The organism is Corallococcus exercitus, assembly GCF_042231735.1.
GTDB classification, from domain to species: Bacteria; Myxococcota; Myxococcia; order Myxococcales; family Myxococcaceae; genus Corallococcus; species Corallococcus exercitus_B.
This window is the reverse complement of the sequence record NZ_CP102577.1, coordinates 9952891-9969925: the sequence shown is the minus strand read 5'-3', so window position 1 is coordinate 9969925 and position 17035 is coordinate 9952891. Positions and strand designations below refer to the sequence as shown.

The 17035-nt window shown below is 72.7% G+C and carries 4 protein-coding genes; all 4 read right to left on the bottom strand.

Going from position 1 to position 17035, the window contains the following annotated elements; all coding sequences use genetic code 11:
• Positions 1-23 precede the first annotated feature (23 nt).
• Positions 24-12299: a tetratricopeptide repeat protein gene (locus NR792_RS40120; protein ID WP_375757952.1), complete on the bottom strand. Its 12276-nt coding sequence runs from the start codon at positions 12297-12299 to the stop codon at positions 24-26.
• Positions 12300-12405: 106 nt separating this feature from the next.
• The gene (locus NR792_RS40115) at positions 12406-14094 is read right to left on the bottom strand and encodes a DEAD/DEAH box helicase (protein WP_375757951.1); all 1689 of its coding nucleotides are present in this window, start codon (positions 14092-14094) and stop codon (positions 12406-12408) included.
• A gap of 198 nt (positions 14095-14292) precedes the next feature.
• Positions 14293-14931, bottom strand: a complete 639-nt coding sequence (gene cglE / locus NR792_RS40110) for an adventurous gliding motility protein CglE (protein ID WP_375757950.1) — start codon at positions 14929-14931, stop codon at positions 14293-14295.
• Positions 14932-15048: 117 nt separating this feature from the next.
• A complete protein-coding gene (gene gltG / locus NR792_RS40105; protein WP_375757949.1) occupies positions 15049-17028 on the bottom strand; it encodes an adventurous gliding motility protein GltG in 1980 nt (659 codons plus the stop codon).
• Between the last annotated feature and the right edge of the window lie 7 nt (positions 17029-17035).

Here is a 17035-nt window from a genome sequence, read left to right as displayed (position 1 = left end):
ACCCTCGCGGCGGTCTGAGGGCCCTACTTTCGCACCTGGACTTCCACGTGTGTGCCAACGGCCACACGCAGCTCGTGCAGGTCCTCGGAGGTCGCGAACACCAGCAACTCCCGCAGCTTGGTGCGAGGGGCGACGCGGAACGCGGACCCCGTCTCGCCCTGCACCATGCGGCGCACGGGCTCCAGCTCGCCCGCGGCGAAGAGGCCCGCGCGCGACGCGGTGAGCTCCGCGCCCTCCAGCCACGTGCGCACGTCCTGCGGCGTCGCCGTGGGCAGGTAGGCCCTCGCCACCTTCGCCAGCGCGGCCCGGTCCGGCTCGCTCAGGCTCTTCTGGAGCAGCTGCCGCTCCACGTCCACCAGCCGCGGATCCACCGTGTAGCGCACGTTGCCCACCACCAGGCTGAGCGCCGCCTGCACCACGGCCTCCAGCCGCTCGGGCGCCACGCGCTGGCTGAACGCCAGCTCCGCACGGGCCAGGGCCAGCGTACGGCCCAGGAGGTAGTACACCTCCTTCTGGCCCTGCTCCGCGAAGTACTTGCCGCCCACACGCACGCACGCGGGATGCGTCTGGAGCAGATCCACGTTCACGAGCGGCTCGGGGGCCGGCTCGTTGGAGCGCTTCGCCAGCCGCTCGCGCGTGGCCACGAGGAAGGGCGAGTACAGCTCCACCGCCTCCATGCCGAAGAGCCGCGCGACGTAGCGGTAGTGGTTGACGTGGTACTCCTGCGCCGTCGCCACGTCGATGCGGTGGCGCTTCGGCACCAGCTGGTACTGCGGGAAGGGCACCGCGTACAGGTGGCCGGCCTTCTCGAAGAGCAGGCCCAGGAGCTCCGACAGCGGCCCGCGCACCTTCGGGTGGAAGAGCGCGGTCTGCCACAGCCGGTCCGTCAGCGGACGCTGCGCCAGCTCCTTCTTCTTCGCGTAGGGCCCCAGCTTGGTGAGGATCTCCTGCTCGTCCTCGCCCGCCTCGCCCAGGAGGCCCGACACCGCCTGCGCGGCGAGCCACGCGGCGTCGTAGTCCTTGCGCACCGCGGACAGCCGCACCAGGTGGCCCACCACCTTGCGCGGGTTCTCCGTGTTCGGCAGCGCGCGGCGCAGCGCCACGATGGCCTCTTCCTCGCGGCCCGGCATCTGGCCGGCGACTTCCGCGAACGTCTCCTGGATGGACGCGTCGTCCGGCAGGCCCTTCGCCGCGACGCCGTAGGCGGCCACCGCGCCTTCCGGGTGCTTGAGTACCTGGAGGTACAGGTCGCCCAGCGCGCGCCACAGCGTCATGCGCGCCGGGTGCGTGTCCGGCGTCTTGGGCAGACGCGCGAGCATGCGCGTGTAGTTCTCCTCCAGTACCTTCCACTGGCGCGCGCCGCCGAGCATCGCCTCCAGCGCGCTGAAGGCCTCCACGAAGCGGTGGTCCAGGTCGAGCGCGGCGTTGAAGGCCTGCGCCGCGCCCTCCACGTCCTTCAGCTCGTCGCGGCGGATCTCGCCGAGCGCGAACCACACGCGCTTGGCCTTGTGCGGCTCCAATGCGAGCGCGGGCAGCGCCAGCATGCGGCCCAGCACGTCCGCGGCCTTCTGGCCCTGACGCGTCTCGCGCAGCAGCCGGTAGAGCGCGTCCATCACCTCCGGCGCGTCCGGCTGGGCCTTGAGGGCGCCAGTGAACGCGTCGATGGCCATGTACGGATCATGCAGCTCGTCGCGCGCGATGCGGCCCAGCTCCAGGTAGACCTTGACCTTGGCCTCGCCCTCCAGGCTGTTGACGAGCTCCTGGCGCAGCTCCGCGGACTTGTCGAAGTTGCCCGCCTTGTCCATCAGCGCCACCAGCGCGCGCAGCGTCTGCTCGTGCTGCGGGTCGATGGCGAGCGCCTTCTCGAAGTGGTTCTGCGCGCGGTCCGTCTGGCCCAGGGCGGCGTGCACGTCACCCAGCTGCCAGTAGACCTCCACGACCTCCAGGTCCGTCAGCTCCTCGCGGTGGTGGATGAGGATGGTCTGGAAGACCTTGAGCGCGTCCTCGTACCGCTTCGCCTGCACCAGCAGGTTGCCGTAGCCCTCGAGCGCGGGCAGGTACGTGGCGTCCAGGCCGTAGGCCTTCTCGTACGAGGACAGGGCCTTGTCGCGGCGGCCCAGCTTCTCAGTCACGTAGCCCAGCCGGTAGAGCTGGCGGCAGAGGTCCTGCGCGATGGCGGCGTCCTTCTCCGCCATGGCCTTCTCCGCCATCTTGCGCGTGACGATGTCCAGCATCCGCTCCGCGGACGCCCAGTCCTCACGCGCGATGTAGACGTCCGCCAGCGGGCGCGCCGCCTCCAGGCTGTCCGGGATGTGCTTGAGCGTCTCCTCCCAGTAGGGCGTCGCCGTCTCGCGGTCCTCGCGCGTCTCCGCGTGGTAGCGCGCGACGTCCAGCAGGGCGCGGCCCTTGGCGGCCGGATCATCCGTCTGCTGCGCCTCCTGCAGCAGCGTCTGCTCGTAGCCGCTCCAGTCCTGCTCCTGCTCCTGGATGCCCTTGAGGGCGCGGATGGTGGGCAGGTGGCCCGGGTCGATGGCGAGCGCCTGCTGGTACGCGGTCCGCGCGCTCGCCATGTCCGCGAGCATGTCCTCGTTGATCTTCCCCAGGCGGTGCCACAGCTCCACCGCCGCCGGGTCGCTGCCCACGACCTGGGCTTCCTTCTGCAGCATCTCCAGCGCGAAGGGCCAGTTGCCGCTGCGCTCGTAGAGCTTGCCCAGGGCGTGCAGCGCGGGACGGGACTCGGGGTCCGTGGCGAGCGCCGCGTGGTAGCTGTTCACCGCGCGGTCCACGGCCTTGAGGTTCTGGTACTGGACGTTGCCGATCTCCACGTACAGCTCCGCCTGCTCCTGCGGGCTGGTGGCGAGCGCCAGCTGCCGCTCGTACGCGAGGATGAGGTCCTCCCACCGCGACTGCGCGCGGCGCAGGCGGATGAGGGACTTGATGGCCTGCGCGTTCTGCGGGTCGATGGAGAGCACGCCCTCCACGCACGCGTCCGCGTTGGCGGGGTTCTGGTACGTGTCCTCCCAGATGGTCGCGCTGCGGAAGAGGACGCGGACCTTCTCCCGGTAGTCCTGGGACAGCTCCAGCATCCGCTCGTAGATGGCGAGCAGGTCCGCCGGCTGATCCAACCGCGTGTGCAGCCGCTCCAGCGCCTCCAGCGCCTCGCGGTTGTACGGGTCGAACTCCAGCGCCATGCGGAACGCGGAGACCGCGGACTCGTCGTCCTTGAGGTCGCGCTCGTAGACGGTCGCCACCTCCACCTGGATGCGCGCACGCTCCTCGTTGGACGCCGCGAGGTCGCGGGCCCGCAGCAGCGTGGTGGCCACGTCGCGGAACGCGTTCCCGCGCCGGTAGAGGTTCGTGAGGACGCCGAGCGTCTCCAGGTCCGGCTCCAGCTCCAGCGCGCGCAACAGGGCGCTGGCCGCCTCGGTGGGGTCGTCCAGCGTCTCGTCCCAGACGCGGGCGATCTCCTTGAGGATGCCCTTGCGCGCCTCGATGGAGCCCGCCGCCTCCAGCTTCTGCTCCAGCGCGACGACGTACTCGCGGTCGCGGCCGCGCCGCTGGAACACCGCCGCCAGCCCGTCCAGCGCGGTGGCGTTGGTGGGGTCGAACTCCAGAATCTTGCGGAACGCGGCCTCCGCGGCCTGCGGATCATCCAGCCGCGAGTCGTGGATGCGCGCGAGCGTGGCGTAGATGCGCTCCGCGAGCGGGCCGCGCGGCAGCTCGTCCGCGACCTCCTCGTAGACCGCCGCCAGCTCCTCGTGACTGCCCGTCTCGTCCGCGAGGCGCTCCACCTCCTCGCGCAGCGCGTCCTCGGCCGCGTCCAGTTGCAGCGCGCGGCAGAGCGCCAGGAAGGCCACGTCCTTCTGGCCCAGGCGTTCTTCCTGCACCCGGGCAATCTCCCGCAGCGCCGCCATCTTCTCCTCGTCGGTGACGAGGTGGGGCATGTAGCGGTCCATCACCGTGGCGTAGGCGCGCCAGTCGTTGTGCGTGCGGTACAGCGTGCACACGCGCTCGTAGGCGGTGCGGTTGGCGGGGTCGAGCTCCAGCACCTTCTCCAGCGCGCCGGCGGACAGCTCCGGCTTGCCGCCCTGCCCTTCCCACAGCTCCGCGACGGTGAAGTACGCGGCGACGGCCGGGTCGCGCTCTTCCGCCGCCAGGTGCACCTGGACCTTGAGCTCCAGGGCGCGCACGGCGTCGTTCCACGCGCGCAGCGACACGGACAGCGCGTACACGCGCTCCAGGTCGGAGACCGTGTGCGGCTCCACCTCCAGCGCGCGGCGGGCCGCGTCCAGCGACTCCTCGCGCCGGCCCATGCCCGCGAGCACTTCCGCCATGCGCAGGCGCAGCGCCTTCACGCCGTCGCTGCTGTCCTGCAGCGGGATGAGGCGGCGCAGGATGCCCACCAGCTCCTCGCGCTGGCCCGTCTCGTCGTACAGCTCGCGCAGGGTGTCCAGCACGCCGCGGTGGCGCGCGTCGCGGTCCAGCGCCGCCTTGAAGAACGGCACCGCCGCTTCCGGCTGCTTGAGCAGGCGGTACACCACGCGGCCCAGCCGCTCGTTCAGGCGCACCACCTCACGCGGATCCAGCGTGATGGCCAGGCGGCCCTCGAGCAGCTCACGCAGGTCCTGAGGACGGCCCGCGCGCTCGTACAGCGACTCCAGCGAGGAGAAGACCTGCTCGTTGCGCGGGTTCTTCGCCAGCAGCTCGCGGTACAGGTCGATGGAGCGGCCCAAGTCCGACAGCCCCTCGGCCGACACCTGCGCCATCTTGCCCAGCACGCGGTCCCGCTCGCTGCCGGAGACCTTGTCCGCCTGGAGCTTCAGGATGGCGTAGAGCTTCTCGGACGCGCCCGCGCCCTCGTAGATGCCCTCCAGGAGCCGCGCCGAGGCGAGGTGCCCCGGCTCCAGCGCGAGGATGGCCTCGTAGGCGCTCGCGGCGCGGTCCGGGCTGTCCATCCGCTCCTGGTAGAGCTGCCCCAGGCGGAAGAGGAAGCCGATCTTGTCCGCGGGAGTCGTCGCGCCGGTGGCCAGCGCCTCCAGCACGCCGGCCAGCTCCGGCCACGCCTCCAGGTGCAGGTAGAGGCGGTCCAGCGCGACGAGCGAGCTCTGCTGCACCGACGCGTGCAGCGTGCGCGCACGCTCGAAGTAGGACACCGCGCGGTCCGGATCGCGCAGGCGCGTCTCCAGCACCTGGCCCAGCTTGAGGCACACCTGGGCCGCGTCGGCGGCCTCGGCGATGCGCGGCAGGGCCTCCTCGTAGAGCACCACCAGCTCGTCGTAGCTGCCCGCGACGTCGGTGGCGTTCTCCAGGCGGCGGCGGACCTCGCTGTCGTTCGGGTCCTCCTTGAAGCCGCGGTAGAGCGCGAGGAAGGCCAGCTCGCCTTCGCCCTGCGTCTCGCGCAGCGTGGCCAGCTCGCCGAGCAGCTGCTTGCGCTCGACGGCGTCCGGCGACACGCCCACGCGGGTCTCAATCACCTGCGCCAGCCGCGTGACGTCACCGCTCGCGCGGAAGGCGCGCAGCAGCGTCTCCACCGCGAGCAGGTTCTGCGGCTCGCGCGCCACGATGGCTTCCATGCGGCCCACCGCGCCCGGGTGGTTGGGCTGCACGGACAGCACCTCGCCGTACAGCGACAGCGCGCCCGCCTTGTCCAGCAGCTTGGACTCGCGCACCGTCGCGAGGCGGAACTTCAGCTCCAGCCCCTCCTCCGGCGGCATCAGCGCGATGCGCCGCGCGAGGACGTCCGCGAGCTCCGGCCAGCGCTCCTGCTTCTGGCAGAGCGCATCCATCCGCGCGAGCGCGACCGCGTCGTCCGGCTGCAGCTCCAAGAGCCGCCGGAACGTGGCCAGCGCGCCCAGTGGGTCCTTGAGCTGCTCCTCCTGCAGCACGCCAATCTGGTGGAGCACCGCCGCGCGACGCGCCGGCTCCTCCGACAGCGCGAGCTGACGGCGCAGCACCTCCAGCAGCTCCGTGGGACGGCCCTGCGAGGCGACGAGCCGCGCGGTGCCGTCCAGCGCCTCGTTGTCCGTGGGCTTGAGCTCCAGCACGCGCTTCCACGACTGGAGCGCCTCCGCCGGCTCACCCAGGTCCACCTGCATCCGGGCGAGCGCGCGGTACAGCTCCGCGCGGGCCGCGTCGCTGGCCTTGGGGGCCACCTCCGCCAGCACCGCGCACAGCTCCTCCGGCGCCTCCGCCTTGTCCACCAGCGCGACGCACAGCTCCAGCGAGCGCGGGTCCTCCGGCAGCTCTCGCAGCGCGCGCGTGGCGGAGAGGAACCCCATCTCCGCGTTCTCCAGCGAGCTGGCGTAGATCTCCGCGATGCGGCGCAAGAGCGCGGCCCGCTCCTGCGGCACGGCCTCCGCGGAGGCGCGCGACTCCAGCATCTCCACCTGCTTCAGGTGGTTGCCCACCGACGCGAAGATGGGCTCCAGGGCGCTCGCCGCCGCGCCACGCAGCGGGCTCTCCGAGCGCGCCAGCTCCTCCAGCGCGCCCACCGCGCCCGGGTGGCCCGCGCGCCGCGCGAGCACCGCCTGGTACAGCTCCAGCGCGCCGCGCGGATCATCCAGGCGCGACACCTTCAGCCGGCCCAGGCGCACGCGCAGGTCGGACGCCTCTTCCTGCGCGTCGCGCGCGTCCGCCATCTGGATTTCACGCTCGACGTGCTGCGCGAGCTCCGCCCAGCGCTCCATGTCCGCGAGCACGCGGCCCAGGAGCTTCAGGGCGTTGGCATTCTCCGGCCGGCGCTCCAGCACCTCGCGGTACGCCTGCGCCGCCAGCGACTTGTCCGCCAGCGTCTCCTCGGCGAGGTGCGCCAGCTCGAAGAGCAGGTTGACCTGCGAGGCCGGATTCGCCTCCGCGGCCACCTGCCGGCGCATGACCAGCGCCAGCTCCCGGTGCGCGCCCGTGCGGCGGTGCACGCGGGCGATGGCCTCCAGCACCGGCTTGTTCATCGGGTCGCGCCGGCTCACCTGCTCCAGCGCGCGCACCGCCAGGTCGTAGCGCTTCAGGCGGTTGTCGTAGATGGCCGCCAGGCGCCGCCACAGGTCGCCCGCCAGGGGCTCCGCGGGGTCGCGCTCCAGCTGGTCTTCGTAGGCCGCCGCCACCTCCTCGAAGGAACCCGAGTCCGCCGCGAGCCGCTCCAGCTCGTCGCGCACGCCGGCTTCCGCGGGCAGCTCGTTGAACGCGCGCAGGCGCGCGACGAAGGCCAGCGACGTCTGGCCCAGGCCCTCGCGCAGGATGGCGATCTCCTGCAGCCGCTCCAGGCGCTGCTCCGGCGGAACGCCCGGCAGGAGCACCTCCAGCACGTCCACCAGCTTCCGCGTGTCGTTGAGGCCGCGGTAGACGGGCTCCAACAGCCGCGCCGCCTCCAGGCGGGGGCCGTCGTGCGCGAGCAGGCGCTCCAGCCCCGCCACCACCTGGCCGTCGCCCGGCGACAGCTCCAGCAGCCGGCGGTACACCGGCAGCGCTTCGGCGGGGCCGACTTCCTTCTCCAGCAGCTGCGCGCGGCGCAGCAGGTACGCGCGGCGGCCGGGCTCGTCCGGCGCGAGCTCCGCGAGCTGATCCAGCACGTCCGCCTGCTCCACGAAGTGGCGCGTCTTGGCGTACAGCTTGTCCAGCGCGAGCAGCCCTTCCGGCACCTTGCGCAGCGCCAGCGCGGAGCGCAGCACCTCGATGGCCTTCGCGTCCTCGCCCGCGCTCGCGTAGGCCTCGCCGGCCTTGAGCAGCAGCCCCAGCCGCGTCTCCGGGTCGGTGGAGAGCTGCGCCTGGCGGGCGTAGACCTCCGACAGGCTCTTGGCGTTCTGGCCCTTCTCGTAGAGCCGGGACAGCGCCTCCAGCGCCTGGCGGTCCTGCGGCGCGTCCGCCAGCAGGTTCTTCCAGAGGCGCGTGGCCTCTTCCGGCTGATCCAGGCTCTCGCGCAGCTCCGCCGCGCGGCGCAGCAGGTCCAGCATCACCGGATCGCCGGCGGTGAGGTCCACGGCGGCGCTCTCGTAGATCTCCGCCAGCACCTCGTGGCTGCCCGTCTCGCGCGCCAGCCGCTCCAGGTCCGGACGCACGCCCTCGCGGTCCAGGTCGTTGGCGAACGCCTTCACCGCCGCCATGAACGCGAGCGACGGCTGCTGCATGTCGCGCTCGTAGATGCGGCGGATCTCCCCGGCGAGGATGATCTTCTCCACCGTGAGCGCGGACTCCATCCGCGTCTCGCGCAGCGCCACGCGGCGGGCATGGTCGCCCACCTGCGCGAGCACCTTGTCCAGCACCTCCAGCGCCGCGCCGCTCGTGGGCACCGCCGCCTTCACCCAGGCCTCCAGCGCGGCCCTCGCGCCCGGGTGGCCGGGGTCCTCGGTGAGGATGCGCTTGTAGAGGCCGAGCGCCGCGTTGGCGTCGTCCAGCACCGTGCGCAGCAGCTCCGCCAGGCGGAAGGACACCTCACGCCCCTGCGGGCTCTGGCCCTCCTGGTTGCGCCGCAGCGCGAGCGTCCACGCCAGGTCCTTGGGACGGTTGAGGTCCGTGTAGAGGCGGTCCAACGCGGTGGCGGCCTCACGCTGCGCGGGGTCGCGCTCCGCGATGGCGCGCCACGCGGACGCCGCGCTCTCCTTGTCGGTGAGCTTCGCCTCGTGCAGCAGCGCGGCCTCGCGCAGGCACACCAGCTGATCCGCCGGCTCCTGGATGGCCGCCGCCAGCTTCTCCAGCACCTCCGCCAGCGCCGCCCACTCCTCGCCCGCGCGGTGCAACCGCTGCAGCGCCCGCAGGCTGTCGATGTTGCCCGGCTCCAGCTCCAGCAGCGCACGCAGCGCCTTCACCGCGCCTGCCCGGTCGTCGAGCTTCTTCTCCTGCACCTCCGCCAGCTCGCGCAGCAGCGCCGCGCGCGCGGGGCCCACGTCGCCCTCCTCCGTCAGCTCGGAGAGGATCTCCGCGAAGCTGTCGAGCGAGTCCGCGTCCTCCGCCGCCTGACGCGCGGCGGCCCGGAGGCCCCCGTCCGCGGGCGCCAGGCGCATCGCCCGCGCGAGCGACGCGAACGCCAGCTCCGGCTGCCGCAGGTGCGCCAGGTGCACCTGGGCCGCGTGACGCAGCGCCTGCACCCGGCCGGCGTCGTCGCGAGCCACTTCCGCGAGCACGTCCAGCGTCGCCACCAGCTTGCGGTGTTCCTTCGTGCGCTCGTACGCGGGAATCAAGGCGCGCGCCGCCGCCTCGCGCGACGGGCCCGAGGCCAGCATCGCCTCCAGCGCCGAGAGCGCGTCCGGATCCGACGGACGCTGCCGCAGGAGGTCCGCGTAGCTCTGCACCGCCTCCGCGCTGCCGTCCTGCGAGCCCTGCAGCAGCTGGGCGCGGCGCAGCTTCAGCCGCGACACGTGGTCCGCGTCACCGGCCGTCTCCGCCAGGCCGATCATCCGCGCCAGGGTGTCCCCCAGCTCGCGCTGCATGCCGGCCTTCTCGTAGAGCTCCGCGAGGCGCGGCAGGTGCCGGCCTTCCTCGCCGCCGTGCGTGATGGCGGCCTGGAGCGCCTCGGCCGCCTGCTGCGGACGGCCCAGTTCCACGTTCAGGTCCACGAGCCGCAGGAGCAGCTCCAACCGCTCCGGCCCGCGCGTGGCGTGGATGCGCTTGCGCAGCAGCGTCTCCGCGTCCGCGGAGCGGCCCGCGCGCCCGTACAGCCGCACGAGGCGCTGGAGCACCTGCGGCGACTCGGGCGAGCGCGACAGCGCGGCCTCCAGCGCCGTGATGGCCTCCGCTGCCATGCCGCCCTCTTCCGCCAGCACCGACGCCTCGGAGAGCAGCTGCACGGCGAGGAGGGGATCCTCGGACTCCGTGGCGAGCGTGCGCAGCACCCGGCCCAGCTCCGCGTGCGCGGACAGGTCGCGCGCCAGACGCGCCGTCTCCGCGCGTCCCGCCTCGTCCTTCGGCTCCTCGCGCACCATGCGCAGCCGCGTGTCGAAGGCGGCGCGGCTGTCCGCCAGCTGCTTCTCGTGGATGCTGGCCAGCACCGTCAGCAGCCGCTTGCGCGTGGCCGCGTCCGTCGTGGACTCCAGCTGCTGCTGGAGCGCCGCCACCTGCCGCTGATGGTCACCCGTGCGGCCGTAGTGGTTCGCCAGGGCCTCCGTCAGCGCGGCCGTGCGCACGCCTCCGGCCGCCAGCCGCTCCAGGCCGCCCACCACCACGCCCGTGGACACGTTCTCCGCCAGCAGCGCGAGGAACAGGTCCGCCGCGTCCTCCTGGCGGTTGAGCCGCTCCGCGTACAGCTTCGCCTGCCGCGCGGTCCACTCGTTGCGCTCGAGCTGCGTCTCGGAGAGCGTCGCCAGCTTCCCCGCCAGCGTCGCCGCCTCGTCGAACTTCGACAGCGCCACGCACAGCGCCTGGAGCCGCTGCAGCGCCTGGGTGTCCTCGGGCGCCAGCTGCACCCACTGACGCACCAGCGGCTCCAGCTCCACGGGCGAGGCACCGGACGCCTCGCGCCGCGCGATGTCCGTCTCCAGCCGCGTCTTCGGATCATCCGCCAGCGCGGCGGCCGCCTGCAGCGACTTCACCGCCTCGCTCGCCACGGAGTCGCCCGGCACGCGCGAGAGCACCTCGCGCCACGCGGCCTCCGCCCGCACGGGGTCCGCCAGCGGACCCTGGAGCAGCTGCGCCAGGTGCCGCCACAGCGCCACCGCCACGGCCGGAGGCGTCGCGCCCTGCGCCGCGCGCAACAGCGCATGGGCCAGCGCCGGCTGCGCGTTGGCCTTCTCCGCGTGCTCCACCACCGTGTTGAGCAAGAGCGGACGGCCCGGCTCCAGCTCCAGCGCGCGCGCCAGCACCTCGAAGGCGCCGCGCGCGTTCTCCTGCTCCTCGAACATCAGCGCCAGCGCTTCACAGAACGCCACGCGCTCCGCGCGCGGACGCGGGGCGAGCATGGCCAGCTCCAGGAGCGGCAGCACCTCGTCCAGCTTCTCGTCCTCCGCCAGCAGGCGCGCCAGCTGGAAGGCCGCGAGCGCGTTGGTGGGCTCCAGCTTCAGCGCCGCCTCCAGGTGCGCGCGCGCCGCGTCCGCGTCCTTCAGCTGCTGCATGCACAGGTCCGCCAGGCGCAGGCGCAGGCTGGCCTGCTGCGCGCGGTCCTTCACCGTGCCCAGGTAGCGCTCCAGCGTGGCCACCGCGTCCGCGTAGCGCTCCTGGCCCAGCATCAGCTCCGCCGCCAGGCTGGCCGCGTCCGCGCGCGACGCATCCGCCGCCACGGCCTTCTCGAAGGCGGCCAGCGCACCGGCCGCGTCGTTCATCCGGCCCAGCTTGAGCGTGCCCACGCGCAGCCACAGGTCCACCTGCGCCGTGCGGTCGCGGGCCTCGCCCGCCATCGCTTCCAGCTGCGCGAGCGCCGGTCCGTAGTCGCCCGCGCGCCCCGCCATCCGCTCGATGAGCGTGAGCGCTTCCGGCATGCCCGGCCACAGGAGGAAGCAGCGATCCAGCGCCTCCTTCACCTTGGCGGCGGAGCCCGGGTCGTACCAGGCGAACAGCTTCGCCACGAGCAGCGACAGGCGCGCGGCGCTCTTGCGGTCGCGCTCCTCCAGCGACATGCCGCGCAGCATGCGCACCTTGTCGCGCCACACCTGCTCGAAGCGCTGCATCGCGCGGGCGGCCTTGTCCGCGCGCGCGTTCTGCGGATCCAGCTCCCGCGCCACGTCCAGCACCTGCTGCGCCAGCGCGTGCTCGGTGGGGTCGTCCACCAGCCGCTCCGCGAGCGCGGCGTACTCCTCCGCCATGCCCGCGTCGCCCAGCGCGGCGCGCTCGCGCTGCAGCGCTTCGAACGCCGGCTGGAAGCGCTCCTCGGACAGGAGCAGCTGGCGCACGCGCCGGAACGTCGCGCGGTCCGGCTTCACCCGCGCCGCGCGCTGCAGGCACAGCACCGCGCGGTCGCGCCGGAAGAGCTTCTGCTCGTAGAGGTCCGCGGCCTTCAGGTAGTGGGCCGCGCTCTCCTCGCCCTGCGTCGCGGCGCCCAGCCGCTCCAGCACGTCCACCAGCGACGACGAGTCCTGGCGGATTTCATGCAGCCGCTTGAGACCGCGCAGCGCGGGCATCGGGTCCTTCGCGACGAGCAGCGCGCGCTTGAGCAGGTCCTCCGCGCGCGGCGCGTTGCGCTGACGCTCGTGGGCCAGCTCCGCCGCGCGGCACAGCAGGCGCGCCGCCTCCTCCGTGGGAACGTCCCGCGAGCGACCCTCGTACAGGCGGATCAGCTCCTCGACACGGCCCGTCTTCTCCAGGGCCGCTTCGGTTTCAACGAAGGAGCGGTCGTCGGTCACACGCAGCGTGGGACGCGCAGGGGCGGAAGGCTGTTCCATGATGCTCGTTGGCCAAAGGGGGAATGAAACGAGGGCGCCAGCGGCCGGAGTGTACCGGCCACGGGCGCCCCCGGGCAATCATGCAAAACCTGTCAACCGGCGGGAATTATTGGCTTTCTTGCTCGCCAGCCGAGGAAGCATTTTCCGTCGGCGACGCCGCGGAGTCCGCGTCGTCACCGGCGTCCGGCGTGCTGCCGGCGGGAGGCGTGGCGGGGGCCTCGGGGAGGGCCTTCGCACGCTCCAGACCGGCGGCGTCGTTCAGCTGCGTGTACAGGGCGATGGCCTTGTCACGCTGCTGCAGCTCCTCCGCGATCTGCGCGGCGCGGGGCAGGTGCTCCCCACCGAGCTTCTCGTAGAGGGGCAGCGCCTTGTCCTTGCGGCCCGCCTGCGTCCACGTCTCCGCCGCGGCGGCCGTGTCCCCCAGCAGCTCCAGCCACCGGGCGCGGCCGGCGGGCTTCTGCTCCTGTTCGGCGCGGGCCAGCTCGCGCTGCGCGAGCTCCTTGGCCTCGTCCTCCAGGGTGAGCCGCTGCATGAAGTGGAACGCCTTCGGAGGAGGCAGGGGGCTGAGCACCTCCACCGCCTCGCGCCGCTGGCCCACGGCCACCAGCAGGGTCGCCGCGCCCAGCCGGTCGCCGCGCTCCACCAGGGCCTTCACCTCCATGCCCCGGATGCGGTTGGCGCTGGCCAGGTCCCGGGCGCGCTCGTACGCCTTGCGCGCCAGGGTCAGCTTGTTCGCGCGCTCGTACGCGAGGGCCGCCTGGTCGAACTGCCGCGCGCGCTCGTACAGGCGGGCGACGTTCTCGAAGTCGGCCTTGGCGACGTAGTGCTCCATGAGCAGCTCGTACGCGCCGGCCTTCTCCAGCGTGGGGCCGATCTGCTCCGCGGGCAGCGTGCCCACGAGGCGGCGGGCCGCGTCGTTGTCCTGGCCGGACAGCGCCGTGCGCAGCGCGCTCTTCAGGTCCCCGCCCGCCTCGAACAGGCGGGTGGCGTCCGCGAAGCTGTTGTTGCGCTCGTGCAGGCGCGCGGCGTCGCGCGTGCGGCCCATGCCTTCCAGCTGGGTCGCCTGCTCCTTCCAGTCGCCCGTCAGCTCCGGCATCGGCGCGCGCTCGGGGCGCTCACCGCGGGGAGGACGCTCGCCACGCTCGGGACGGTCGCCCCGGGGCGGACGCTCGCGCCGCTCACCGGCCGCGCCGCGCTCCGGACGCTCGCCGCGCGGAGGACGCTCACCGCGAGCCGGACGCTCGCCGCGCTCCGGACGGTCACCGCGCGGAGGACGCTCGGCGCGCTCCTCGCGGGCCGGGGCCGCGGGCTCCGGCGTCGGCTCACGGCCGCTCAGCGCGAAGGCCGCCTGGGAACGGTCCGCGTCACCCGCGGCCCGCCAGACCCGGCCCACCAGCGCCATCACGTCCACCCAGGCCGCGTGCTTCTCCTTGGCGGGATCCACGGCAGGAGCCGCGGGAGCCGCCTCGGCGGGCGCGCCCCCTTCGGCCGGCGTGGCACCCTCGGCCGCGCCTTCCGCGGCCGGAGCGGCTTCCGTGGAGGCAGCGGCCTCCGGCGCCGCGCCTTCCGCGCCCGCTTCCGGCAGGGCCGGCTTCGGCTGACGCTGCACGCGCAGGAGCGTGGTGATGAGACGGCCACGCGTGTTGAGGTCCAGGTCGTCGAGCGACTTGAGGTTCATGGGCCGCAGCGAGCGGACGATGGCCTCCAGCGGACCCTTCTCCGCCGCGAAGTCGTTCTTGGAGAGCGCCTTCTCCAGCACGCTCAGCTCGGCGATGACGCGCTGGCCGGGACCCACCGGGCCCGCGTCGCGATCACGGCCTCGGCCTTCACCCCGGCCGCGTCCTTCGCCCCGGCCACCGCCAGGACCGCCACGACCGCCGAAGCCTCCCGGTCCGTCACGACGGGGCCCCTGGCCCGGCGCGCCCCCGTTCGGACCGCGTCCACCCGGACGCGATCCACCGCTTCCATTCTCCTGAGCCACGTGAATCTCCCGCTAGAACGCGTAGCGAATGTTGGGCGCCACCGCGAACCCGAAGGCGCCCTTGGAGGCGAGGTAGTTCCCCACGACCTCCAGCCCCACCGAGAAGTGGCGCAGCCGCGTGTAGTACTCCACTCCGGGCCCGGCAAACACAAGAATGTCGGAATCCGGGAGGAGCTTCTTGGGAGAGAACATCGCGTAGCCCACGCCGGCGCGGGCGTAGATCCACGTCCGCTTGACCTCCTGGCTGTCGGCGAAGCCCACCAGGCGGGCGCGCGCCACGGCGCCGGGCACCAGCATGGTGAAGTCACCGGAGGCGGCGCCCTGCGAGTAGCCGACGTACTCGGCGCCCGCGCGGTTGGCGGAGCCCATGAAGAAGACGCCCAGGGACAGGCGCTCCCCCAGGTCCACGCCCAGCTCCACCTGGGCCATCTGGCCGGAGGAGAAGGGCCGCGGGCCGGAGTCCGCGGGCGGGTTGGTGATCCACGAGGGACCGCCGTACACGCCGAAGTACACACCGCGCTCGACCTCGTTGAAGGTCACCGCGGGCCGGTCCTTCATCGCGTTGGAGCCGGCGCTGGGGGTGTCCTGGGCGCCCGCCATCGCGGGAAGAAGGAGGGCGGCGCTCAGGGCAAGAGGAGCAAGTTTCTGCATGGAAGGCGGCCTGGTGGGGGGCAGGCCTCCCGCGGGGGCGGGAGGGGTGAATTGAAGAAGCGGGCAGCCCTGTGTCCAGGACCGCCCGCGCGGACTTACGGATGTGTTGATTCTACGTCAGTCACCGGCCTGCTTGAAGATGAACGGGTAGGTGACGATCACGGAGCCTCCACCCTTGGGTTCCGGGAACTTCCAGGTGCGCACGCGGCCGGCCACGCAGGTCTCCAGGTCCGAGTTGCCCGCCGTGGACTGCGCGACGTTGGACGTGGCCACCGAGCCGTTGGCGCTGATGACGAACTTCACGGACACCTTGCCGCCCAGCTTGGGGAAGCGGTTGAGCAGGCTCTCGTAGCAGTAGCGGATCTGCCCGCGGTTGCGCTGGATGACCTGGCGGATGAGCTCCTTGTCCAGCGAGCCCATGACCTCCGGATCGGACGAGGTGATGCCCACGTCCACGCTCTGCTTGCCGCCGAGCGTGCCCACGCCGGTGCCGTAGCTGCCGCTGCCGCCGCCACGGCCCTTGGTGCCGATGCCGCCGATGCCGATGCTGTCACCGGTGCCGCCGCCGCCGCCGCCGCTGCCGCGCAGGCCCAGGCCGCCGAAGCCGCCCGCGTCGCCGGCCTTGGCGCCGAACATGTTGCCCATGGCGCTCTTGAGCTCGCCGCCCAGGCCCGCCTTGCCGAAGATGGTGGAGATGCCGCCCTTGCCGCCGCCGAAGATCTTCGCGGTGAGGGCGCGCGCCTCGTCCTTCTTGTTCGGGTCGCCCTTGGGCGCGGTGCGGTTGTTGGACTTGGGCGCGTCCTTCTTGCCCATCTGGCCCTCGTCGCCGCGGGACTTCTGGGCCATCTCGCCCGACTTCTTCTCCTTCTGCTGGTTCAGCTTCTCCAGGAACTTGTTCTTCTGGGCCTCCGGAGCCTTGATGATCAGCTTCGCGATGCGCGCGTCGTTGCCCGCGAGCTCATCCGCGTACTCGTCCCCTTCCCCACTCTGGTTCATGGAGTGGATGACGAACGCGGTGGCGATGAAGAACATCACCAGGAAGATGTTGAGCGCCGTGTAGTCGATGCTCTCGCCCACCGGCACGACGACGCGCTTGGGCACCGGCTGGAACTGCGCCTCCAGCGTGAGGCCGCCCAGGTCCACCCAGACGAAGTCGTCCGCTTCCAGCGTGAGGCCGTAGGCGTCGCCGTCCTGGGAGGCCTTGCCGGACTCCATCACGGCCTCCAGGTCCAGCGTCTCGCCCTTGCGGGTGAGCTCGCCCTTCATCTTGCGCACGAAGCGCAAGGTGAAGGACTGGCCGTCGGTGCGCAGGACCTCGAACGTGGGGGCGCCCAGCTTGGTGTCGCCCATCACGAAGTCCACGCCCTTGGCGCTGCCGACCGTGAAGCCCTTCTTCGCGCCGGGGGGCACGAAGAACTCGCCCACGCGCTGGTCACCCCAGAGCAGGCGCAGCGACACGCCCTGCGGGCCGCTGGACTTCGTCTTCTTCACGGTGCGCACGCGCGGCGCGGCGTCCTGCTCCTCGTGCGTGTCGTCCTCCACGGCCACGGCGGCCCTGGCCTTGGGAGCCCGGGCGGGCACCACGACGTTCTTCTGCGTGGGCGCGACGGACGCGTCCAGCGCGGCGGCGGGCGCCGGAGCCGGCGTCGCGACGGGCGCGGCCACCGGAGCGGCGACGGGCGCGGCCACGGCCTGCGCGATGGCGGCGGCGGGGGCCACCGGCGCGATGGTGGGGTTCTTGTCCGTGGGCGCGTCCGCCTGCGCGACGGCGGCGGCCAGGTTCACCGCGGCGACGGCGGCCGGGTTCTCCAGACGGATGGTGGTGCCGCCCACGCGGACCTCGTCACCGAAGGAGACCTGCCCCTTGTTGACGCGCTTGCCGTTGACGTAGGTGCCCTCGACGCTGCCCATGTCGATGATGGACATGGAGCCGTCGGCGGCCACTTCGATGACGGAGTGGATGCGGCTGACCTTGTCGTCCTCCAGGCACAGGTGCGCGGAGGACAGACGGCCAATCTTGATGATGTCGCGCTCGTAGTCCTTGGAGGCGACCAGCGTGTCGCCCTTGAAGACCTTGAGTGTCAGGGGTACGGCCATGGGGGGC

Excerpts from the sequence above, each read along its gene's own strand:
- NR792_RS40120 (WP_375757952.1), bottom strand. The coding sequence starts at position 12,299 with ATGGAACAGCCTTCCGCCCCTGCGCGTCCCACGCTGCGTGTGACCGAC.
- cglE (WP_375757950.1), bottom strand. The coding sequence starts at position 14,931 with ATGCAGAAACTTGCTCCTCTTGCCCTGAGCGCCGCCCTCCTTCTTCCC.
- gltG (WP_375757949.1), bottom strand. The coding sequence starts at position 17,028 with ATGGCCGTACCCCTGACACTCAAGGTCTTCAAGGGCGACACGCTGGTC.